Annotated in this window: 24 protein-coding genes and 1 pseudogene; 19 read left to right on the top strand and 6 right to left on the bottom strand. The window is 64.0% G+C overall.

The genetic code is table 11. The annotated features are described in order from the left end of the window. Positions 1–24: 24 nt before the first annotated feature. The 3 genes from F6X42_RS25930 to gpmA all read right to left on the bottom strand — a co-directional run bounded on the left by F6X42_RS25930 (position 25) and on the right by gpmA (position 3,695). On the bottom strand, positions 25–783 hold the full coding sequence (locus tag F6X42_RS25930; protein ID WP_187636928.1) for a HesA/MoeB/ThiF family protein: 759 nt from the start codon (positions 781–783) through the stop codon (positions 25–27). Positions 784–1,018: 235 nt separating this feature from the next. Further along, entirely contained in the window at positions 1,019–2,596 is a 1,578-nt protein-coding gene (locus F6X42_RS25925; RefSeq protein WP_187636927.1) for a S41 family peptidase, read from the bottom strand. Between the two features lie 352 nt (positions 2,597–2,948). Beyond that, on the bottom strand, positions 2,949–3,695 hold the full coding sequence (gpmA, locus tag F6X42_RS25920) for a 2,3-diphosphoglycerate-dependent phosphoglycerate mutase (protein ID WP_187636926.1): 747 nt from the start codon (positions 3,693–3,695) through the stop codon (positions 2,949–2,951). Positions 3,696–3,832: 137 nt separating this feature from the next. On the opposite strand from gpmA, the gene F6X42_RS25915 reads away from it, so the two are divergent. From F6X42_RS25915 to F6X42_RS25895, 5 genes are all read left to right on the top strand, one after another. Beyond that, entirely contained in the window at positions 3,833–4,258 is a 426-nt protein-coding gene (locus tag F6X42_RS25915; RefSeq protein WP_187636925.1) for a rhodanese-like domain-containing protein, read from the top strand. Beyond that, entirely contained in the window at positions 4,255–4,515 is a 261-nt protein-coding gene (gene grxC / locus F6X42_RS25910) for a glutaredoxin 3 (RefSeq protein ID WP_187636924.1), read from the top strand. The genes F6X42_RS25915 and grxC overlap by 4 nt, the downstream gene beginning before the upstream one ends. A gap of 150 nt (positions 4,516–4,665) precedes the next feature. After that, the gene (secB, locus tag F6X42_RS25905; RefSeq protein ID WP_187636923.1) at positions 4,666–5,142 is read left to right on the top strand and encodes a protein-export chaperone SecB; all 477 of its coding nucleotides are present in this window, start codon (positions 4,666–4,668) and stop codon (positions 5,140–5,142) included. 22 nt (positions 5,143–5,164) lie between these two features. Continuing rightward, entirely contained in the window at positions 5,165–6,163 is a 999-nt protein-coding gene (locus F6X42_RS25900; protein WP_187636922.1) for an NAD(P)H-dependent glycerol-3-phosphate dehydrogenase, read from the top strand. Between the two features lie 97 nt (positions 6,164–6,260). Continuing rightward, complete coding sequence (locus F6X42_RS25895) at positions 6,261–6,821, top strand: O-acetyl-ADP-ribose deacetylase (protein WP_187636921.1); 561 nt, start codon at positions 6,261–6,263, stop codon at positions 6,819–6,821. Here the strand turns inward: F6X42_RS25895 and trmL are convergent. Beyond that, positions 6,794–7,264 (bottom strand): tRNA (uridine(34)/cytosine(34)/5-carboxymethylaminomethyluridine(34)-2'-O)-methyltransferase TrmL, encoded by a 471-nt coding sequence (gene trmL, locus F6X42_RS25890; RefSeq protein WP_187636920.1) that lies wholly within the window; start codon positions 7,262–7,264, stop codon positions 6,794–6,796. The genes F6X42_RS25895 and trmL overlap by 28 nt on opposite strands. A gap of 18 nt (positions 7,265–7,282) precedes the next feature. Then, positions 7,283–7,984, bottom strand: coding sequence for a ComF family protein (locus tag F6X42_RS25885; protein ID WP_222945724.1), 702 nt, complete (start codon positions 7,982–7,984; stop codon positions 7,283–7,285). A 166-nt stretch (positions 7,985–8,150) separates the two neighbouring features. Between F6X42_RS25885 and F6X42_RS25880 the strand changes: the two genes are divergently transcribed. The 8 genes from F6X42_RS25880 (at position 8,151) to F6X42_RS25850 (ending at position 15,513) form a co-directional block, all read left to right on the top strand. Then, the gene (locus F6X42_RS25880; RefSeq protein WP_187636918.1) at positions 8,151–9,116 is read left to right on the top strand and encodes a methyltransferase domain-containing protein; all 966 of its coding nucleotides are present in this window, start codon (positions 8,151–8,153) and stop codon (positions 9,114–9,116) included. Between the two features lie 396 nt (positions 9,117–9,512). Next, positions 9,513–9,989, top strand: a complete 477-nt coding sequence (locus F6X42_RS25875; protein WP_187636917.1) for a DUF2244 domain-containing protein — start codon at positions 9,513–9,515, stop codon at positions 9,987–9,989. Positions 9,990–10,053: 64 nt separating this feature from the next. Then, a complete protein-coding gene (gene coxB / locus F6X42_RS25870) occupies positions 10,054–11,688 on the top strand; it encodes a cytochrome c oxidase subunit II (RefSeq protein WP_187636916.1) in 1,635 nt (544 codons plus the stop codon). Between the two features lie 43 nt (positions 11,689–11,731). Continuing rightward, on the top strand, positions 11,732–13,345 hold the full coding sequence (ctaD, locus tag F6X42_RS25865) for a cytochrome c oxidase subunit I (protein WP_187636915.1): 1,614 nt from the start codon (positions 11,732–11,734) through the stop codon (positions 13,343–13,345). Positions 13,346–13,454: 109 nt separating this feature from the next. After that, the gene (locus tag F6X42_RS43470) at positions 13,455–13,589 is read left to right on the top strand and encodes a cytochrome oxidase small assembly protein (protein WP_222945723.1); all 135 of its coding nucleotides are present in this window, start codon (positions 13,455–13,457) and stop codon (positions 13,587–13,589) included. Positions 13,590–13,631: 42 nt separating this feature from the next. Continuing rightward, positions 13,632–14,270 (top strand): cytochrome c oxidase assembly protein, encoded by a 639-nt coding sequence (locus F6X42_RS25860; protein ID WP_187636914.1) that lies wholly within the window; start codon positions 13,632–13,634, stop codon positions 14,268–14,270. Between the two features lie 50 nt (positions 14,271–14,320). After that, positions 14,321–14,530 (top strand): DUF2970 domain-containing protein, encoded by a 210-nt coding sequence (locus F6X42_RS25855; protein ID WP_187636913.1) that lies wholly within the window; start codon positions 14,321–14,323, stop codon positions 14,528–14,530. A gap of 125 nt (positions 14,531–14,655) precedes the next feature. Further along, complete coding sequence (locus tag F6X42_RS25850; RefSeq protein ID WP_187636912.1) at positions 14,656–15,513, top strand: cytochrome c oxidase subunit 3; 858 nt, start codon at positions 14,656–14,658, stop codon at positions 15,511–15,513. A 155-nt stretch (positions 15,514–15,668) separates the two neighbouring features. Here the strand turns inward: F6X42_RS25850 and F6X42_RS25845 are convergent, their stop codons facing one another. Next, a complete protein-coding gene (locus F6X42_RS25845) occupies positions 15,669–15,878 on the bottom strand; it encodes a twin transmembrane helix small protein (RefSeq protein ID WP_008921867.1) in 210 nt (69 codons plus the stop codon). A 111-nt stretch (positions 15,879–15,989) separates the two neighbouring features. Between F6X42_RS25845 and F6X42_RS25840 the strand changes: the two genes are divergently transcribed. The 6 genes and pseudogenes from F6X42_RS25840 to F6X42_RS44210 form a co-directional block, all read left to right on the top strand. Next, the gene (locus F6X42_RS25840; protein WP_187636911.1) at positions 15,990–16,706 is read left to right on the top strand and encodes an SURF1 family protein; all 717 of its coding nucleotides are present in this window, start codon (positions 15,990–15,992) and stop codon (positions 16,704–16,706) included. A gap of 51 nt (positions 16,707–16,757) precedes the next feature. After that, positions 16,758–17,432, top strand: a complete 675-nt coding sequence (locus F6X42_RS25835) for an SCO family protein (protein ID WP_187636910.1) — start codon at positions 16,758–16,760, stop codon at positions 17,430–17,432. 21 nt (positions 17,433–17,453) lie between these two features. After that, positions 17,454–18,563: a COX15/CtaA family protein gene (locus F6X42_RS25830; protein ID WP_187636909.1), complete on the top strand. Its 1,110-nt coding sequence runs from the start codon at positions 17,454–17,456 to the stop codon at positions 18,561–18,563. A 5-nt stretch (positions 18,564–18,568) separates the two neighbouring features. Next, a complete protein-coding gene (cyoE, locus tag F6X42_RS25825; protein WP_187636908.1) occupies positions 18,569–19,474 on the top strand; it encodes a heme o synthase in 906 nt (301 codons plus the stop codon). Positions 19,475–19,478: 4 nt separating this feature from the next. Further along, on the top strand, positions 19,479–20,108 hold the full coding sequence (locus F6X42_RS25820) for an SCO family protein (protein ID WP_187636907.1): 630 nt from the start codon (positions 19,479–19,481) through the stop codon (positions 20,106–20,108). Positions 20,109–20,289: 181 nt separating this feature from the next. Further along, positions 20,290–20,448: pseudogene (locus F6X42_RS44210) on the top strand (IS110 family transposase); the annotation flags it as partial.

Here is a 20,448-nt window from a genome sequence, read left to right as displayed (position 1 = left end):
CGTCGCGAGTAGCATGGAACCGCCTCAGGACCCGTGCGCGTGGCCGCACACCGGACAATCCAGCTGACGTCCGATGCGCATCGTGTTCCATTCCATCCGCAGCGAATCGAGCATCGTCAGGCGTCCCACGAGCGGCGTGCCGATTTCGCCGATCAACTTCAGCGCTTCGGCGGCCTGCATCGAACCGATGATGCCGACCGTCGGCGCGAACACGCCCATCGTCGAGCATGCGACTTCCTCGAACGGCTGGTCTTCGGGAAACACGCACGCGTAGCATGGCGACGCTTCGTTGCGGAAATCGAAAGTGCTGATCTGGCCGTCGAAGCGCAGCGCCGCGCCCGACACGAGCGGCACGCGATGCTTGACGCACGCGCGGTTGATCGCGTGACGCGTCGCGAAGTTGTCGGTGCAATCGAGCACGACATTGGCGTGCGGCACCTCGCGATCCAGCCACGCATCGTCGACGCGTTCGGCCACCGGATTGACGACGACCTCGGGATTGATCTGCGCGAGCAGGTCGCGCCCGGACTCGACCTTGCTGCGTCCAACCGACGCGCTCACGTGCAGGATCTGCCGCTGCAGATTGGTCAGGTCGACGGTATCTGCATCGACGAGTGTCAGACGGCCGACGCCCGCCGCCGCGAGATACAGCGCGACCGGCGAACCGAGCCCGCCCGCGCCGACGATGATTGCATGGGCGTCGATAAAACGCTGCTGCGCCTCGATGCCGATTTCGTCGACGAGGATATGGCGGGAGTAGCGAAGGAGTTGATCGTCATTCATGGCGGGCGCGTGAGTGTGTCGCTATGTCGCGCAGGGAGAGGCAGACCGGGGGTCCGCGGCGCGCATTCGTGGCTGTTATTTTAATCGCGCGGGGAGGGTGGCTGTTGCGGCTTGCCGTGAGACGCCGCCGGCTATGCGGCGGCCTTTGCCGAGACTCTTGCGGCGTGTCTTCGCAGGCTATCGTGCTGCGAAGACACGCGCGGTTCGTTGCTTATTTTCCAGCTTATTCTCGAACTTACTTGCCAGCGGGTGCCGGTGCCGAAGCCGGCGCCGGTCCCGATGCGCCCGGCACCGGTTGCGTCGGCTTCACCGCCACCGGCGCGGAGGCCGACGTGCCCGGCTTGTTCTGCGCGAGCCGGCGCTCCATCAGCGACTTGGATTCCTGAACCGGCTTGCCTTCGAGCTTGTCGACCGCCTGTTGCAACATGAAGTCGTCGGTCGAACCGAACTCGACCGGCTTGCGGTCGCGCTCCTTCTGACGCTGTTCCGGCGTCTTCTTGTCGTTCTGCTCTTCGAGCTGACGCAACTGATCCATGCGCTCCTGCTCGCGTTGCTCCGCTTCCTTCTTCTCGTTCGGGTCCTGCGTGTTCGCCAGGTGATTCGAGTAGTCGACCTCGCGGGTTACGAGCGCGTCGTCCGGATCGCCGTCCGCGTATTGATCGACCGGAAGGTCCGGGCGGATGCCCTTGTTCTGGATCGAACGGCCGCTCGGCGTGTAGTAATACGCGGTGGTCAGGCGCAACGCGGTGTCGGCCGTCATGGGACGCACGGTTTGCACCGAGCCTTTGCCGAACGTGGTCTTGCCGAGGATCAGTGCGCGGTGCTGATCCTGCAGCGCGCCCGCGACGATTTCCGACGCCGACGCCGAGTACGCATTGGTCAGTACGACCATCGGCACGGTCTTGAAGATGGCCGGGACGTCCTTGAGCGGATCGCTGTCGAACGATTGCAGGCGGTAGTTATCGTAGGTGTCGCGATAGATCTGCTTCGAATCCGGAATCTGACCGTTGGTCGACACCACCACCGAACTCGGCGGCAGGAACGCGCCCGCGACGCCGACCGCGCTCTGCAGCAAACCGCCGCCGTTGTTGCGCAGGTCGAGGATCAGGCCCTTCAGGTTCGGCTCCTGGCGCGCGAGATCCTGCAGCTTGGCCGCGAGGTCGGGCGTGGTGCGTTCCTGGAAGCTCGTGATGCGCACATACGCGAAGCCCGGCGCAACGATCTTGCCCTTCACGGACTGCACCTTGATGATCGCGCGTGTGACGGTGAGCGGGAACGTGCGGTCGTCGGTCTTGCGGAAGATGGTCAGCGTGACCTTGGTGCCCGGGTCGCCGCGCATCTGCTTGACCGCCTGGTCGAGCGTCATGCCGCGCACGGGCTTGTCGTTGATGCGCGTGATCAGGTCGCCCGGACGGATGCCGGCGCGGAACGCGGGCGTGTCTTCGATTGGCGAAATCACCTTGATCAGGCCGTCTTCCGACGAAATTTCGATGCCGAGGCCCGCGAAGCGGCCCTTGGTCTGCTCCTGCAGCTCTTCGTAGTCGGTCCTGTCGAGGTACGACGAGTGCGGGTCGAGGCTCGACACCATGCCCTTGATCGCTGCGGTGAGGAGCTTCTTGTCTTCGACCGGTTCGACGTATTCGTGCTTGATCTGCCCAAACACTTCGGCGAAAAGCCTGAGCTGGTCTAGCGGCAGCGGGGCGACCGCGGCGCTAGCGGGTTGCTGGGCCGAGGCGGAGTATTGCAGGGTGGCAAAAACACCGGTAGCAAGGCCCGCGGCAATCAGGCCGATATTTTTCAGGTTCTTTCGCATAGAGTCTGTTGCGGTCGGATGCGCGTGGCAGCGTCGATAAAGATTGGACGGACAAGTATAACTGCACACCCGCCTGCTCAGGGCGCGGTGCAGGCAATCGTGCTTCGACAGTACGGGAAGGCCCTGGTTCTTGCGATCCGGACAGCGGATGGCGAGCCGTGCGACATGACTCTCGGCGGCTCGAAACCGAGACCTGCCGCGCAAGACCTACGGATGCGGTCGCCGCCACGCTGACTCCTGCAGCGGCCCGACTCCGGCCACCGGGCGCAATACAGTATTTCTTGCCGGCCCGGTTGTCTGCGTGCGACCCCGCGCGTCTTGGTGGCGCGGGGCCGCGGCCGGCAACGCTCGATCAGCCCGCCTTGCCCTGGCTCGCGACCGCGGCTTGCGCCTTGGCGATCGCGTCCTGGTCGCCGAGATAGTAGTGCTTGATCGGCTTCAGGTTGTCGTCGAGTTCATAGACGAGCGGCACGCCGTTCGGAATGTTGAGGCCGACGATGTCGCTGTCCGAGATGTTGTCGAGGTATTTGACCAGCGCGCGAATCGAGTTGCCGTGCGCGGCGATCAGGATGCTGCGGCCCGACGTGATGGCCGGCGCGATCGACTCGTTCCACAGCGGCAGCACGCGCGCGACGGTGTCTTTCAGGCACTCGGTCAGCGGCAGCTGCTCGCGCGGCACCTTCGCGTAGCGCGGATCGGCATAGGGCGCGCGCTCGTCGGTCGGCTCGAGCGCGGGCGGCGGCGTGTCGTAGCTGCGGCGCCAGACCAGCACCTGCTCGTCGCCGAACTTCGCGGCGGTTTCGGCCTTGTTCAGACCCGACAGCGCGCCGTAGTGGCGTTCGTTCAGGCGCCACGAATGCACGACGGGCAGGTACATCAGATCCATCTGGTCCTGCACGTGCCACAGCGTGCGGATCGCGCGCTTGAGCACCGACGTGTAGGCGATGTCGAACGTGTAGCCCGCTTCCTTCAGCAGCACGCCCGCCTGCTGGGCCTCGAGATTGCCCTGCTCGGTGAGGTCGACGTCGACCCAGCCGGTGAAGCGGTTTTCCTTGTTCCACGTCGATTCGCCGTGGCGGATGAGAACGAGTTTGTACATGAGAATTGCCGGTCGGTAGTGAGGAAGCGGTCTCGCGCTGTGCGGCGCCTCTAGCGGCGCATCGCCATCGCATCAGACGGTTATTTTATAATGGTCAGGTTGACCTTTTCGATTTCTCTCTTTCCGGCGGATCCTCCGTGAAGTTTTTCACCGAATACACAAACCTTGTCCTGATCGCAATCGTCCTTATCTCCGGTGGATTGCTACTGTGGCCGACCATCACCCGGCGTGGACGCGGCGGCCTGTCGGCCGCTGAAGCCACCCAACTAATCAACCGGCGCAACGCGGCGGTCATCGATCTGCGGCCGTCCGCCGATTACGCCAAGGGGCACCTGCCCTCGGCGCGGCATTTCGAATTCGCGGAGTTGCAGGCGAAGGCCGCGCAACTCCCGAAGAACAAGAGCAACCCGGTGCTGCTGGTGTGCCAGACCGGCCAGCAGTCGAACAAGGCCGCGCGTATCGTGCAGGAAGCGGGATACGCGGAAGTCCATGTTCTCGAGGGCGGCGTCGACGCCTGGCAGAAAGCCGGTATGCCGGTTGTGAAACAAGGAGCAGCCAAGTGAACAAAGTGATCATGTACAGCACCCAGGTGTGCCCGTATTGCCAGATGGCCGAACGTCTTTTAAAGTCGCGCGGCGTCGAGCAGGTTGAGAAAGTACTGATCGACAAAGACCCGGCCCGTCGTGCGGAGATGATGACCAGGACCGGTCGTCGCACGGTGCCGCAGGTGTTCATCGGCGAGACGCATGTCGGCGGCTATGATGACCTTTCCGCGCTCGATCGCGCGGGCGGTCTGACGCCGCTGCTCGAAGCAGCCTGAGTTCGCGCGTTTCGCGCCGCGCGAGCGGGCGGACCACTCGATAAGCCGGCGCGTGCGCGCTCCTCGTGGAGCCGGCGGGCCGGCGCAATAATCTGGCGGCCCATGCGCACATCGGCCGCCGCCACGCATACCTATCAGGGAATCACCATCATGTCCGACGAGAATAACCAGCCGTTCTTCAACATCCAGCGCATCTATCTGAAGGACATGTCGCTCGAGCAGCCGAATTCGCCGGCGATCTTCCTCGAGCAGGAAATGCCGTCGGTCGAAGTCGAAGTCGACGTGAAGGCCGAGCGCCTCGCGGAATCCGTGTTCGAAATTCTCGTGACGGGCACGGTGACGGCCAAGGTGTCGGACAAGGTCGCGTTCCTGATCGAAGCGAAACAGGCCGGCATTTTTGACATTCGCAACATTCCTGCCGAGCAGATCGATCCGCTCGTCGGGATTGCATGCCCGACCATCCTGTTCCCGTACCTTCGCTCGAACATCGCCGATGCGATCACCCGCGCCGGCTTCCCGCCGATCCACCTCGCCGAGATCAACTTCCAGGCGCTGTACGAGCAGCGTCTCGCGCAAATGAGCGCGGCACAGCAGGACGGCGCGGCGCAAAAAGGCGTCACGCATTAAGGCGCCGCGCGCAGTGCCGGCTATGAAAGTCGCCGTTCTCGGCGCTGGCGCTTGGGGCACCGCCCTCGCCGGCCATCTGGCCTTAAGGCACGACACGGTGTTGTGGGCGCGCGAGTCCGCGCTCATCGCCGAGCTTTCCACTTCGCATCAAAACGCCCGCTATCTGGCGGGCGTCGCGTTGCCGCCCGCGCTTCGCTATGAAGCGGATCTCGGCGCGGCGCTCGATCACGCGCTCGCCGACGCTGCGCTATGCGTGATCGCGACGCCGGTCGCTGGCCTGCGCGGTCTGTTGCGCGCGATGCGCGACGCGGGCAAGGTGCCCGCGCATTTCGTGTGGCTATGCAAGGGGTTCGAAGCCGATTCGCAACTGCTGCCGCATCAGGCGGTCGTGGCGGAATTGCCCGAGCATGCGAGCAACGGCGTGTTGTCCGGACCGAGCTTCGCGCGCGAAGTCGGACAGGGGCTGCCGGTTGCGTTGACGATCGCGAGTTCGTCGGCGGCGTGCCGCGAACGCACGGTCGCGGCGTTCCATCACGGCGCGATGCGCATCTATACCGGCGACGACGTCGTCGGCGTCGAAGTGGGCGGCGCGGTGAAAAACGTGCTCGCCATCGCGACGGGCATCGCCGATGGCCTCGGCCTCGGCCTCAATGCACGCGCGGCGCTGATCACGCGCGGCCTCGCCGAAATGTCGCGTCTTGGCGTGACGCTCGGTGGCCGCGCGGAAACCTTTACCGGGCTCACCGGCCTCGGCGATCTGATTCTGACCGCTACCGGCGATCTGTCGCGCAACCGCACCGTGGGCCTGCAACTCGCCACGGGCCGCACGCTGGACGACATCCTCGGCGGCCTCGGTCACGTGGCCGAAGGAGTGCGCTGCGCGAAGGCGGTACTCGCGATCGCACGTGCTCATGCGATCGAAATGCCGATCACGCAAGCGGTCTGCGCGGTGCTGTTCGACGGCGTGGCGCCGCGCGATGCGGTCAGCGCGCTGCTGCGGCGCGATTCGAAGGCCGAATAAAGCCTTTTCCCTCAGCCGTTTAGCGCAAACTCGCGGTGAACGGCTGCCTCACCTGGCGGTCCACTTCGTAAACGACGCTCGGATCAGCGAGGTATCCATGCCCACTTTCAATCTCAGTCACGGCACGTGCATGCTTGAAGCGCGCGTGGTCGATATCACGACGCTGGCCGTCGATGCGATCGTCAATGCCGCGAATACTTCGCTGCTCGGCGGCGGCGGGGTCGATGGCGCGATTCATCGCGCGGCCGGCAACGAGCTGCTGCGCGAATGCGAAACGCTCGGCGGCTGCGCGACCGGCGACGCCAAAATGACCGCTGGCTATCGACTGCCCGCCAGGCATGTGATTCACGCGGTCGGTCCAGTGTGGCGCGGCGGCACGCATGGCGAGGCCGACCTGCTCGCTTCGTGCTATCAGCGCTCGCTCGAAGTCGCGCGCGACACGCATTGCACGAGCATCGCGTTTCCGGCGATCAGTTGCGGTATCTACCGTTTTCCCGCTGACGATGCGGTGAGCATCGCGGTCGCGACCGTGCTCGACACGTTGCCGCGCACACCGCGCATGAGGCACGTGACGTTCGCGTGCTTCGACGACGCGATGCTCGCGCGCTACGAGGCCGAGTTCGAACGCCGTCAGGCGCCGCCCTCGAAGCCGGCCTGACGCCATGCTTCGAACACCACGATCGCCACCGTGTTCGACAGATTCAGACTGCGATTGCCGGGACGCATCGGCAGACGCACGCGCTGTTGGTTTGGAAAGCGCTCGAGCACCGTGTAGGGCAGGCCGCGCGTTTCGGCGCCGAACACGAACCAGTCGCCCCGTTGAAACGCGTGGTCGTGAAAGCGCCCCGCGCCGCGGGTCGTGAATGCGAACATCCGCGACGGGTCCGGTGTTTCTTTTGCGACGAACGCGTGCCAATCGGCATGCACGTTCATTTCCGCATACTCGTGATAGTCGAGGCCGGCGCGCCGCATCTTCGTATCGTCGAGTGGAAAGCCGAGCGGCTCGATCAGGTGCAGCCGCGCGCCGGTGTTTGCGCACAGGCGAATCACGTTGCCGGTGTTCGGCGGAATTTCGGGTTCTACGAGAACGACGTTGAACATAAGGAGACCGCGTAAAAGCTAGTTTTTCGGAGTGCGCAGCGCGACGAAGTTGGTGACCCGCCGCGCGCCGGCGGCCTTCAGCGTATGCGCGAGCGCTTCGAGCGTCGCGCCGCTCGTCATGACATCGTCGACGATGCCGACATGCAGGCCGCGTACCGTGCGCGCGACCCGAAACGCGCGGCCGACGTTCTGCCGGCGCGCATCGAGATCGAGGCGCGATTGCGGCGCGGTGTCGAGCGGTCGTTCGAGCAGCGTCGCGTCGCTGGGCACGCGGAGCGCACGGGCGAGCGGCCGCGCGATCTGCCACGCCTGGTTGTAGCCGCGTTCGACGAGACGGCGACTCGCGAGCGGCACTGGCGCGATCACGTCGGGCCGTTCGGCCGCATCGTGCCAGTTGTCCTGAGCGAGCCGCGCGAGGCGTTGTGCGAAGTCGCGCCCGAGCATCAGCCGGGCGCGGAACTTCAGGCCGACCGCGAGCGTATCGAGCGGCGCGTGATAGTCGGCGAGCGCGAAGCTCGCGTCGAACGGCGGCGGCTCGGTCACGCAATCCGCGCAGCGATACCGCGCCTGAGCGACCCAGCGTGACGCCGGCAACGGCACCGCGCAAACGGTGCAGCGCAGGCGGCTCTCGTTCCAGTAGGCCGCGTCGCAACCGTCGCACAACGTGTTATGCGACAAATTGCCGCATAACGCGCACAGGTTCGGCAGCACGGCGTGCATGGCGCGCGGCCATGCCGAATGCAGACCGCGCGCAAAACGCGCCACCTGATTTCGACACGACGAAGAAAATGACTGGACTCGCACGAGTTGGTGCCGGTGAAAGCCGTTCACGCTGAATGGATGGGAGCGAACGAGTATACTTCGAGCTCACGCCAGCACGACACACATGTCCCCAACATCCGCTCAATCTGGCCGTCCGGCCTACGATTCACGGCGCCTCAGGCGTATTTTCGACCGTCGCGCCGCCACCTTCGACGAAGTTGCGTTCCTGCCGCGCGAGATTGCGCAGCGCATGCGCGAGCGTCTCGATTACATCAAGGTTTCGCCCGCGAGCGTGCTCGACGCCGGCTGCGGCGCGGGCGAGGACATCCCCGCATTGCGCGAACGCTTTCCCGAGGCGCCGGTTTTCGGCGCTGATCTGTCACACGGCATGCTGATGCGCGCGCTGCGCCACGATGCCGGCGACACCAGTTGGCGGCGCTTTCTTCCAGCCTCGCTGGGCAAAGCACTCGGCGCGCGCGGCCCGCGTTTCGCGCAAGCCGATTTCTCCGCGCTGCCATTCACGGCCGGCGCATTCGAATTCATCTGGTCCAACCTCGCGCTGCACTGGCACTCGCGGCCCGATCTCGTCTTTCCCGAATGGCAGCGCGTGCTGAAGGTCAGCGGCCTGCTGATGTTCAGCACGCTCGGCCCCGATACACTGAAGGAATTGCGCGGTGCGTACGCCGAGATCGAGGCCGCGCACGGCGTTGCGTCGCGCAGGCATGTGATCGACTTCGTCGACATGCATGATCTCGGCGATATGCTCGTCGAGGCCGGCTTCGAAATTCCGGTGATGGACCAGGAGACACTGACGATCACCTACAAGTCGCCCGAGTCGCTGCTCGCGGACGTGCGCCGCTGGGGCGCGTATCCGTTCGAGCGCGACACTCATGACGTCGCGCACGCGCGCCGCTTGCGCAAAGCTCTGCTCGCCGCGCTCGAAGCGCGCCGGCGCACCGACGGCACGATCGCGCTGACCTTCGAGGTGATCTACGGGCACGCATGGAAAGCCGTGCCGCGCACCACGGCCGAAGGACATGGCATCGTGCGGCTCGAGGACATCGGGCGAGGTCCGGCGAAGCGTGGGTAGCAGATTGCGGCGCTGTCATCAACTGCTTGCCGGGGGTCCGGTCGACGTGTTGCAAAAGCGGTAAGGAGGACATCCGTTATGCCTGGGATTTGCCCTTCCAGAGAGCTGCAAAATGCCGGGCAAAATGGCGCGAAGGCTTGTCGCGCCTGGCTTGTGAGCCGATCTGGGCTTGCTTGTCGATGCTATGGATCGCGCCTATAATGCGTCAGTTTGTCACCCGAGGTTCCCACATTTAGGGGTGACAAGCCCGAGACGCAGGGCTGCAAAATGAAGTGATGCGGTAGGAGTTGGCGCGGTCGTGAGTGGTGCTGACAGCAGCGACACGAGCGGCGGCCGCAAGATGCATCCGGAAGTAAAAGAAGGCAGGCCGGACGCGACGATTCGCAGGAGGCAGCGATGGGCGCATCAGATCATCTGCTGGCGGATTCTGAACCGGTCCTCAGGGACTGGACCATGAAGCGCAACTGCTCGATATCGCCGCGGCAGTTCGTTTGTCTGTACGTGTCGCTTGCGTTGTTCTCGTTGGCAATTGCTTTCATGCTGGTTCTGGTCGGAGCCTGGCTGGTGTTGCCGTTCACCGGAATCGACTTGCTGGCGGTAGGTATCGCGTTTGCAATATATGCGCGTCATGCTGTCGATTACGAGCGCATCCGGTTGTTTCCGAACCGGCTCGTGATCGAGCAGGTCAGCGCCGAGCAGATTACGCAGTTCGAATTCAATCCGCGCTGGGTGCGGATAGAGCCGGGCGCAACGCCGCCCGATCAAATCAAGCTGGTCTCGCGCGGGCAGACGGTCATGATCGGGCAACATCTCGCGCAGAATCGGCGCGCGCAGTTCGCAGGCGAACTGCGTATGTGGCTGGCACGTTGCTAGGTGGTGCCGGACACGCGGCGTTCAAGGGGGCGCGACACGCTGCCAGCGGGGTCGAGGGGTTTGAATGGAAAATTTGGGTAAGGAAGCTATGAAAACAATCAAGCGAGCGCTCATGAGCGTGCTGGCGACGAGCGGACTGCTTTTCGCCGGTGCCGCCCTGGCAGTGGGCGATGCTCCGGGCGGCCCCGCCGTCAACGCGATCAACCTCCAGCCGCCTGCAAGCAGAATCGCTGAGGAGATGTTCAGCCTCCACATGTTCATGCTGGGCCTTTGCACTGTGATTTTCATCGGTGTGTTCGGCGTGATGTTCTATTCGGTCTTCGCGCACCGCAAATCAAAAGGCCACAAGGCAGCCAATTTCCACGAAAGCACCACCGTCGAAATCATCTGGACGATTGTGCCGTTCATCATCGTCGTGCTGATGGCGCTGCCCGCCACCAGGACCGTCGTCGCGATGAAGGACACCTCGAACGCCGACCTCACGGTCAAGGTCACCGGCTACCAGTGGAAGTGGGGGTACGACTACGTGAAGGGTCCGGGCGAGGGCATCAGCTTCCTGTCCACACTCGCCACGCCGCGTGCGCAAACCGAAGGCCGCGAGCCGATCTCCACGCTGTATCTGCAGGAAGTCGACAACCCGCTCGTGGTCCCGGTCGACAAGAAAATCCGCATTATCACCACCGCCAACGACGTGGTCCACTCCTGGTACGTGCCGGCCTTCGGCGTGAAGCAGGACGCGATCCCCGGCTTCGTGCGCGACACGTGGTTCAAAGCTACCCGCACCGGCACGTTCCGCGGCTTCTGTACCGAACTGTGCGGCAAGGAACACGCGTTCATGCCGGTCGTCGTCGAAGTGCTGTCGGCCGACGACTACGCGAAGTGGGTCGACGAGCAGAAGAAGAAAATGGCCGCCGGCCAGGACGATCCGAACAAGACCTACACGATGGCCGAGCTGATGGAACGCGGCGGCAAGGTCTACTCGGCGAACTGCGCGGTCTGCCACCAGCCGACCGGCAAAGGCGTGGGCGCATTTCCGGCGCTCGACGGCAGCAAGATCGCCAACGGTCCGATGGGCCAGCACGTGAGCCTCGTGCTGAAGGGCAAGAATGCGATGCCTTCGTGGGCGCCGACGCTGAACGACGTCGAAATCGCCTCGGTGATCACGTACGAACGTAACTCGTGGGGCAACCACACGGGCGACATCCTGCAGCCGAAGCAGATCACTGACGCGCGCAACGGCAAGCTGCCGGAAGGCGGCGACCATCTGGCCAACGCGGGAGCCGCGGCAAGCGGCGCCGCTGCGGCATCGGGTGCGGAAGCGGCTTCCGCACCGGCTGCATCTGGCAACGACGCCGGCGCGGCTGCTTCGAATAACGCAGGGGCCACGCTACCGGCGAGCATCTACTTCGAGACTGGCAAGAGCACGCTGCCGGCCGACGCGAAAGCGGCGGTCGACGCGGCCGCGGCCTACGCGAAGGCGCACCCGGATGCAAAATTCACGCTGTCGGGCTTCACCGACGCAACCGGCTCCGCCGACGTCAACGCGAAGCTCGCGAAGGGTCGTGCCGAAGCCGTCCGTGACGCGCTCAAAGCAGCCGGCATTGCCGAAGACCATATTGTTTTGAAGAAGCCGGAAACGATCACGGGCGGCACCGACGCGAAGCAAGCCCGGCGTGTTCAGATCAGCCCCGCAGCCTGACGTGTCATGGTCAGCACCGCAGAATTCGCTTTAGGAGATTGTCATGTCTAGCATCGGACACGATGTAGTCGCGGGCCACGAGCACGTGCACGGCGACCATGCCCACGAAACGCCGCATGGCTGGCGTCGTTGGCTGTTCGCGACCAACCACAAGGACATCGGTACGCTGTACCTGATCTTCTCGTTCACCATGTTCCTGTCCGGGGGCGTGATGGCGCTGATGATCCGTGCCGAACTGTTCGAGCCCGGTCTGCAAATCATGCGTCCCGAGTTCTTCAACCAGTTGACCACCATGCACGGGCTGATCATGGTGTTCGGCGCGATCATGCCGGCGTTCGTCGGCTTCGCGAACTGGATGGTGCCGCTGCAGATCGGCGCATCGGACATGGCTTTCGCGCGGATGAACAACTTCAGTTTCTGGCTGCTGCCGGTCGCCGCTGTCCTGCTGGTCGGCTCGTTCTTCGCACCGGGCGGCGCGACCGCTGCGGGCTGGACGCTGTACGCACCGCTGTCCACGCAGATGGGCCCGGGCATGGACTTCGCGATTTTCGCGATCCACCTGATGGGTGCGTCGTCGATCATGGGCGGCATCAACATCGTCGTGACGATCCTGAACATGCGCGCCCCCGGCCTCACGCTGATGAAGATGCCGATGTTCGTATGGACCTGGCTGATCACCGCGTACCTGCTGATCGCCGTGATGCCGGTTCTCGCGGGCGCGATCACGATGGTGCTGTTCGATCGTCACTTCGGCACGTCATTCTTCAACGCGGCAGGCGGCGGCGATCCGGTCATGTACCAGCACATCTTCTGGTTCTTCGGGCACCCCGAGGTGTACATCATGATCTTGCCGGCGTTCGGGATCGTCTCGCAGGTGATACCGGCGTTCTCGCGCAAGCCGCTGTTCGGCTATAGCTCGATGGTGTACGCAACGGCATCGATCGCGATCCTGTCGTTCATGGTCTGGGCGCACCACATGTTCGTGACCGGCATGCCGGTGACAGGCCAGCTGTTCTTCATGTACGCGACGATGCTGATCGCGGTGCCGACCGGCGTGAAGGTGTTCAACTGGGTCGCGACGATGTGGCGCGGTTCGCTGTCGTTCGAAACGCCGATGCTGTTCGCGGTGGGCTTCCTGATCGTGTTCACGTTCGGTGGCCTGTCGGGTCTGATGCTCGCCATGGCGCCGCTCGACATCCAGTATCACGGTACTTATTTCGTCGTCGCGCACTTCCACTACGTTCTGGTCGCGGGGTCGCTGTTCGCGCTGTTCTCCGGCTGGTACTACTGGTCACCGAAGTGGACCGGCTGGATGTACAACGAAACGCGCGGCAAGATCCACTTCTGGGCGTCGATGTTCTTCTTCAACCTCGCGTTCCTGCCGATGCACTTCGTCGGTCTCGCCGGCATGCCGCGTCGTTATGCCGACTACCCGGCGCAGTTCACCGACTGGAACCAGGTGATCTCGATCGGCGCGTTCGGCTTTGGCCTTTCGCAGGTGTACTTCCTGTTCGCGGTGGCGCTGCCCGCCTACCGTGGGGGCGGCGAGCACGCAGAGGCGGGCGACAAGCCATGGGAAGGCGCAACGGGCCTCGAGTGGACCGTGCCGAGCCCGGCTCCGTTCCACACGTTCGAGCATCCGCCGACCGTCGAGTAAGCCTGTCCCGGCGAGGTGCCGGGCTCTGGCGGCGCGGCATGCGGCCACGGGAATCCGGCGCTTCGCGAGGCGGCCTCGCCAGTCAAGAACAGTATTCAGAAAGTCGAGCATGACGCGCAATCCACAGGAAAGACGTACGCCGGAGCAGATTCGCGCAGGCAACAGGCGGATAGGGCTCGTGATGTTCGCGATCGCCGCGGTGTTTTTCGCGAGCGCGATTCTGAAGCAGTACTGGTTCAGCTGACGCCGCGTTGGCAGTCTGTTTGCAGGTTTGGTGAGGATTCAGATGTCGACGCAACCGCCGGCCGGGACCGACCGCTCTTTCAACCGTTCGATGCTGATCAAGCTGTTCGTCGTCGCGTTGATGATGTTCGGTTTCGGTTTCGCGCTGGTGCCGATGTATCGCGCGATCTGCCAGATCACTGGCGTGAACAACCTCGTGCAGCGCGACGTGTCGGCGCGCGAGGCGAAGAATACGCAGGTCGACATGAGCCGCACGATTTCGATCGAATTCGATGCGAACGCGCGGGGCCTGTTGGGTTTCAAGCCGGAGCAGCGCAGTCTCGACGTGCATCCGGGTGAAGTGACGACGGTCATGTACGACGTCAGCAACGAGCAGTCGCGCACGATCCGTGCGCAGGCCATTCCGAGCTACGCGCCGAAGCAGGCGACCGGGTACTTCAGGAAGATCGAGTGTTTCTGCTTCACGCAGCAGACGTTGAACGCGAACGAGACGAAGCGGGTGCCGGTGGTGTTCGTGGTCGACCCGAAGTTGCCGAAGGACGTGAAGACGATCACGCTGTCGTACACGTTTTTCGAGTTGAACACGCCGGCGGCGGCGAGCGCGGATGATGCGGTGCCGAAGGCGAACCCCGCAGCAAATGCAGCGACCAACGCGGCAGCTACGCCCGCGAGGCCGGCCTGAAGCAGATTTGATGGTGCGAGCCGCGGACTAAACGAGGAAGACGAAGCGAGATGAACGATAACGGCGGCAAACCGCGCAAGAGCAGTTTCGGTCAGTCGATGCGCGCGGTGTTATGGTCGTTTTTCGGCGTGCGCAAGCGCCGCGATCTCGAAGCGGACGCCACGCAGCTCAACCCGCTGCATGTGATCGTGGCGGCGCTGATCGGCGCGGCGGTTCTGATCGGGGTGCTGATTCTGATCGTGCGCCTCGTGGTCGGTTGACGCAGTGCCGGGGCACGGCAGCGGAGCGGAGCCCACGAATTAGAGAGACGCGGTGCGGTATCGACGCGCCGCCGAAGATACAGCCGGAGATTCCGGAACAACTGGACTGAAGTGGAGAATCAAGAATGAGCGGTCAAAACGAGAGCCCGTACTATTTCGTACCGCATCCGTCGCGGCATCCGATCAGCGCCGCTACCGGGTTGCTGGTCATGCTCGGATCGCTTGCGGCCTGGATCAACGACCACACCTGGGCGCCGCTCGGCGTGCTCATCGGTCTGCTGTGGCTGCTCTTTACGCTGTGGCACTGGTTCGGTGACGCGATTGCCGAGTCGGAAGGCGGCATGTACGGCAAGAACGTCGACCGTTCGTACCGCTGGAGCATGAGCTGGTTCATCTTCTCTGAAGTGATGTTCTTCGGCGCATTCTTCGGCGCGCTGTTCTATGCCCGCGAAATCGCGCTGCATCAGCTCGGCAGTCTCGACTACAAGCTGATCTGGCCGGACTTCTCGGCGGTGTGGCCGAACAACGGTCCTGCCGATCTCGTGGGCACCTACAAGTCGATGCAGCCGTGGCCGGTGCCGACCATCAACACGGCGCTGCTGCTGTCGTCGGGTGCGACGCTGACGGTGTCGCACCATGCGCTGCGCGACGACCATCGCAGGAAGGCGATCGCGTGGCTCGCGGCGACCCTCGTGCTGGGCGTGAGCTTCCTGTTCCTGCAGGGCTTCGAGTATTTCCACGCGTATAACGAGCTGAACCTGACGCTGTCTTCGGGCATCTACGGTTCGACGTTCTTCCTGCTAACCGGCTTCCACGGCTTTCACGTCTTCCTCGGCGGCACGATGCTCGCCGTCGTGTTGGCGCGCCTGATCCGCGGCCACTTCACGTCGGAACATCACTTCGCGTTCGAAGGCGCGGCCTGGTACTGGCACTTCGTCGACGTCGTGTGGCTCGGTCTGTACGTCGTCGTGTACTGGCTGTAACGCGCTCAGAGCCGCGCGCGCCGCTCGTCGGCGCAGGCGTGCACGGAGCAATGCAAGGATCAACGCAGCGCCGCCCTCGACCTATCAGGGCGGCGTTTTGATTGGCGGCGAGAAAATTTGCCGCGGACGGATGCGCGACGACCTTTCCGCGAGCGTCAGCGCCCGTACGGAATCCCGGTCGATTGAATCCAGCCCATCCAGTGCGCGAACAGGATGAACAGGAACAACGAGATCGACAGGCCCACCCGCGTGGCCAGCGACCAGACCATCCGCTTGGTCTTGCCTTTGTCGTGCATCATGAAATACAGCGCCGACACCATGCTGGCGATGATCAGAGCAAAGGCGATGGGAACGATAATGTGCATGGAACCAACTGAAACCGGAAAGCGCAGTGGCAAAACATTTATTATCGCACCGCGCGCGGGCATCTGCCGCAGGTTCCCGGCGGCCCTGAACGCGATGCCGGAGCGCCTGCAATGAAGTTTCGCCTGATTCCCGTGCTGCTGATCCTGTTGGTCGTCGTCGTGACGATGCGGCTCGGCTTCTGGCAGCGCGATCGCGCGCATCAGAAGGAAGCGCTCGAGGCACGTATCACGCAGTTCGAAAACGCGCCCGCGCTGCCGGTCAGCGCGGCGCCGCTCGCGCTGAAGGAGGTCGAGTTTCATCGCGTGAAGGCGCGCGGCCGTTTCGTCGCGGACCAGGTCGTGTACCTCGACAATCGTCCGTATAACGATCAGCCGGGCTTTTACGTCGTGATGCCCTTTAAACTTGCCGACGGCGGCTACGTGCTCGTCAATCGTGGTTGGCTGCCGCGCAACCTCAGCAGTCGCGAGACCATCGCGCCGTACACGACGCCGTCGGGCGAGCTCGAGATCGAAGGGATTGCGCGCGCCGACGCGTCGCGCGCGTTCGAGCTCGGCGAGGGCGGATCGGCCGCGCATCGTCTGATCCGGCAGAATCTCGATGTGGCGGCGTACGCCGCGGAAACCGGGCTGCCGCTGCAATCGTTCGTGATCCAGCAAACCGGCGACGACCGCGATGGTCTGGTGCGTGACTGGCCCGCGCCGACCACCGGCGTCGAGCGCAACTACGGCTACATGCTGCAGTGGTGGGGCATGGCCGCCGCCGCGCTCGCCTTCGGTCTGTATGCGGCGCGCCGCGCGGGCAAGAAAGAACATGCGCCTGGCGCATGACGAAGTGAAGGCGCGGCCCGCCGTCGTCCAAACATTGAAAGAGGTTCCGTCGTGTCGACTCAAACTCCCCGTTCGCCGGAGGTTGGCAAAGCCACCGGCAAATCTGCCGCAGCCAAGGCGATGCCCGGCCAACCCAGCGGCCCGGGCTCATGGCGGCGCGGCCGCTGGGTGCTGTTGCTGCTCGCGGTGATCTGCGCCGCGCCGATCGCGATCTCGTACTTCATGTACTACGTCGTCAAACCGACCGGCGGCAGCACGAACTACGGCGCGCTGATCGAGCCGCAACGGCCGATCCCCGACTCGCTCGTGGTCACCGGCGCCGACGGCAAGCCGCTGAAGCTCGCGTCGCTGCACGGCCGCTGGCTGATGATCTCGGTCGACGACAGCGCGTGCGACAAGGCCTGCGTGACGAAGCTCTACTTCATGCGACAAATCCGCACAGCCCAAGGCCCGGAACGCGAGCGCGTGGTGGAAGTGTGGCTTCGCACCGATGCAGGCAAGGTCGCGGACGTGATACAAACCGCCTACCCCAACACCAACATGCTGATCGCCGATCCGGCGCAGCTCGTCGGGTGGCTGCCCGCCGACACCGGCATGCGGATCACCGACCACATCTATCTGGTCGATCCGAATGGCAATCTGATGATGCGTTTTCCGAAAGACGCGAACCCGAGCAAGATCAAAGGCGACGTGACCAAGCTGCTCAAATGGTCGACCATCGGCTGACGCCGCAACTGGGTAAATGTGATGTTCGTATTGCAACTGGGCCTGATCGGCTTGTGTATCGCGTTGTTGCCGCTGTCCTACGTGTGGGTCAAGGCCGACGACAACAAATTCCGCAAACTGGTCTGGCTCACCACCTTCCTGACGCTCGATCTCGTGATGTTCGGCGGCTTCACGCGCCTCACCGATTCGGGCCTCGGCTGCCCGGACTGGCCCGGCTGCTACGGCACGTCGTCGCCGTTCATCGCGCACGCGGCGATCTCCGCGGCCTATCATGCGATGCCGAGCGGTCCTGTCAGCATGACGAAGGCGTGGATCGAAATGATCCACCGTTATTTCGCGATGGCGATCGGCGTGCTGATCATCGCGCAGACGCTGATCGCGTGGACGGCGCGCATCAAGCGTCGTCCGCTGCATGTGTCGCCGTGGTGGCCGACTTCGCTGCTGCTGCTGATCGTCGTGCAGGGCGCGTTCGGCGCGTGGACCGTGACGATGAAGCTGCAGCCGATCATCGTGACCACGCATCTGCTGCTCGGCCTCGCGCTGCTCGGCACGCTCGGCTGGCTCGCTGCGCGCTTGACGCCGCTGCCGGCCTACGAGCCGGAGACTGCGCGCTGGCGCGCTGCGGCGCTCGCGGGCCTGGCGCTGCTGGTGCTGCAGATCGCGCTCGGTGGCTGGGTCAGCACGAACTACGCGGTGCTCGCGTGCACCGACTTCCCGACCTGCAACGGCCAATGGATCCCGCCGATGGACTTCGCGCACGGCTTCCACCTGTGGCGCGCGCTCGGCATGACCGGCGACGGCGACGTGATCACGCAGGATGCGCTGGTCGCGATTCACTGGACACATCGCACGTTCGCGTTCGCCGTGATCGGCTATCTGGCGTGGTTCGCGTTGAAGATGCGCCGCTTCGAGTCGCTGCGGCGACCCGCGAACGGTGTGCTGCTGGTGATGCTAATCCAGTTCATTACCGGGTTGTCGAATATCGTGCTGCAATGGCCGCTGCCGATCGCGGTCGCCCATAACGGCGGGGCCGCGATCCTGCTGCTGCTGCTCGTTATGTTAGACTTTCGAATCGCTTATAGCCGTCCCGGCCGCGCCACGATCCCTGCGCGCGATGCCGCGCCAGCGTGACTCACATGGACAGCACAACACTCTCCCAAACACCCGGCAGCCGGGTCTCCCAATACCTCGCCCTGACCAAGCCGCGCGTTACGCAACTCGCGGTGTTCTGCGCGGTCATCGGCATGTTCCTGTCGACACCGGGCATGGTGCCATGGACCGTACTGATCGGCGGCACCGTCGGCATTTGGCTGCTGGCCGGCGCCGCGTTCGCGATCAACTGCCTCGTCGAACAGCAGATCGACGCAAAAATGCGCCGCACGTCGTGGCGTCCGTCGGCGCGCGGCGAAATCACCTCCCCGCAGATATTGCTGTTCTCGGCCGTGCTCGGCGGCCTCGGCATGTGGACGCTGTACACGTTCGCCAATTCGCTGACCATGTGGCTTACGCTCGCCACGTTCGTCGGCTATGCGGTCATCTACACGCTGCTGCTTAAGCCGGCCACGCCGCAGAACATCGTGATCGGCGGCGCGTCGGGCGCGATGCCGCCGGCGCTCGGCTGGGCCGCGGTCACGGGCCACGTGCCCGGTGACGCGTGGATCCTCGTGCTGATCATCTTCGTGTGGACGCCACCGCATTTCTGGGCGCTTGCGCTGTATCGCCGCAAGGACTACGAAAACGCCGGCCTGCCGATGCTGCCAAACACGCACGGTGAAAAGTACACCCGCCTGCATATCCTGCTCTACACGGTGATCCTGTTCGCGGTCACGCTTATGCCGTTTATCTCCGGTATGAGCGGCGTCGTGTATCTCGCGGCGGCGGTGCTGCTCGGCGCGGTGTTTCTCGCGTATGCGTGGAAGATCTACCGCGAGTATTCGGACGATCTCGCGCGCAAAACCTTCCGTTATTCGATCGTCTATCTGTCGCTGCTGTTCGCCGCGCTGCTGATCGACCACTACGCCCGCGTCGTGATCGGCGCGTAACACCATGCTCAACAACCGCTTTGCGCGCGTCGCGCGCGCTGCTGTGATGGCTTGCGCCCTCGGCGCCGCACTCGGCGGCACGCTGCTGATGGCGGGGTGCGGCAAGCAGCCCCCGGCCTTCTCGAATCTCGACATCACCGGCAATACGCAATTCGCCAGCGATTTCTCGTTGCCCGACACCTCCGGCAAGATCCGCACGCTTGCCGACTACAAGGGCAAGGTCGTCGTGCTGTTCTTCGGCTATACGCATTGCCCGGACGTCTGCCCGACGACGATGGCAGAACTGTCGCAGGCTTTGCAGCAACTCGGCCAGGAAGACGCGAAGCGCGTGCAGGTGCTGTTCGTCACCGTCGACCCCGCGCGTGATACGCCGCAGTTGCTCGCGCAATACGTGCCGGCGTTCAATCCGAGCTTCGTCGGCCTGCGTCCGGCCAACGAAGAACAGCTCGCGAAGGTTGCGAAAGACTTCCGCGTCTACTACGCGAAGGTGCCGGGCAAGACGCCCGACAGCTACACGATGGACCACACGGCCGCGAGCTACGTGTTCGACGCGGACGGCAAGCTGCGTCTGTTCGCGCGCGATGGCCAGGGCGCGACGCCGTGGGTGCATGACATCAAGCTATTGCTTGATTGATGCGCATCGCGGGCCGCTTTTTATAGCAAAGCCGCTCCCGCATCCGCTCCCCAAGGCAGTATGACTTTCCGTGAGGCAGGGGCTGGCCAGCCGTGACGAATCAGACGCGGGTTAGCATTGCTGCCAGAGCCGCACGGTGTGGACAGCGCCACACCCGGCGATTTCCGGCACGGAGGCCAGCATGGAAAACGATAGCACGGTGTACGTCGGTCTGGATGTTCACAAGGATTCGATCACGGTCGCCTACGCGATCGGCATGGGCGACGTGGAACTGCTCGGCAAGATCGGTACGACGAAGGCCGATATCGACCGCCTGTGCAGGCGCCTGCAGTCAAAGGGG

The organism is Paraburkholderia podalyriae (assembly GCF_014397785.1).
Classification (GTDB): domain Bacteria; phylum Pseudomonadota; class Gammaproteobacteria; order Burkholderiales; family Burkholderiaceae; genus Paraburkholderia; species Paraburkholderia podalyriae.
This window is presented reverse-complemented; position numbering and strand designations above follow the sequence as displayed.

Coding starts and splice junctions, on each gene's coding strand:
- F6X42_RS25880 (WP_187636918.1), top strand. CDS start 8,151: ATGTCCCCAACATCCGCTCAATCTGGCCGTCCGGCCTACGATTCACGG.
- F6X42_RS25925 (WP_187636927.1), bottom strand. CDS start 2,596: ATGCGAAAGAACCTGAAAAATATCGGCCTGATTGCCGCGGGCCTTGCT.
- ctaD (WP_187636915.1), top strand. CDS start 11,732: ATGTCTAGCATCGGACACGATGTAGTCGCGGGCCACGAGCACGTGCAC.
- F6X42_RS25850 (WP_187636912.1), top strand. CDS start 14,656: ATGAGCGGTCAAAACGAGAGCCCGTACTATTTCGTACCGCATCCGTCG.
- secB (WP_187636923.1), top strand. CDS start 4,666: ATGTCCGACGAGAATAACCAGCCGTTCTTCAACATCCAGCGCATCTAT.
- trmL (WP_187636920.1), bottom strand. CDS start 7,264: ATGTTCAACGTCGTTCTCGTAGAACCCGAAATTCCGCCGAACACCGGC.
- F6X42_RS25885 (WP_222945724.1), bottom strand. CDS start 7,984: ATGCACGCCGTGCTGCCGAACCTGTGCGCGTTATGCGGCAATTTGTCG.
- cyoE (WP_187636908.1), top strand. CDS start 18,569: ATGGACAGCACAACACTCTCCCAAACACCCGGCAGCCGGGTCTCCCAA.
- F6X42_RS25830 (WP_187636909.1), top strand. CDS start 17,454: ATGTTCGTATTGCAACTGGGCCTGATCGGCTTGTGTATCGCGTTGTTG.
- F6X42_RS25895 (WP_187636921.1), top strand. CDS start 6,261: ATGCCCACTTTCAATCTCAGTCACGGCACGTGCATGCTTGAAGCGCGC.
- F6X42_RS25930 (WP_187636928.1), bottom strand. CDS start 783: ATGAATGACGATCAACTCCTTCGCTACTCCCGCCATATCCTCGTCGAC.
- F6X42_RS25845 (WP_008921867.1), bottom strand. CDS start 15,878: ATGCACATTATCGTTCCCATCGCCTTTGCTCTGATCATCGCCAGCATG.
- coxB (WP_187636916.1), top strand. CDS start 10,054: ATGGAAAATTTGGGTAAGGAAGCTATGAAAACAATCAAGCGAGCGCTC.
- F6X42_RS43470 (WP_222945723.1), top strand. CDS start 13,455: ATGACGCGCAATCCACAGGAAAGACGTACGCCGGAGCAGATTCGCGCA.
- F6X42_RS25855 (WP_187636913.1), top strand. CDS start 14,321: ATGAACGATAACGGCGGCAAACCGCGCAAGAGCAGTTTCGGTCAGTCG.
- gpmA (WP_187636926.1), bottom strand. CDS start 3,695: ATGTACAAACTCGTTCTCATCCGCCACGGCGAATCGACGTGGAACAAG.
- F6X42_RS25875 (WP_187636917.1), top strand. CDS start 9,513: ATGGGCGCATCAGATCATCTGCTGGCGGATTCTGAACCGGTCCTCAGG.
- F6X42_RS25860 (WP_187636914.1), top strand. CDS start 13,632: ATGTCGACGCAACCGCCGGCCGGGACCGACCGCTCTTTCAACCGTTCG.
- F6X42_RS25820 (WP_187636907.1), top strand. CDS start 19,479: ATGCTCAACAACCGCTTTGCGCGCGTCGCGCGCGCTGCTGTGATGGCT.
- F6X42_RS25840 (WP_187636911.1), top strand. CDS start 15,990: ATGAAGTTTCGCCTGATTCCCGTGCTGCTGATCCTGTTGGTCGTCGTC.
- F6X42_RS25900 (WP_187636922.1), top strand. CDS start 5,165: ATGAAAGTCGCCGTTCTCGGCGCTGGCGCTTGGGGCACCGCCCTCGCC.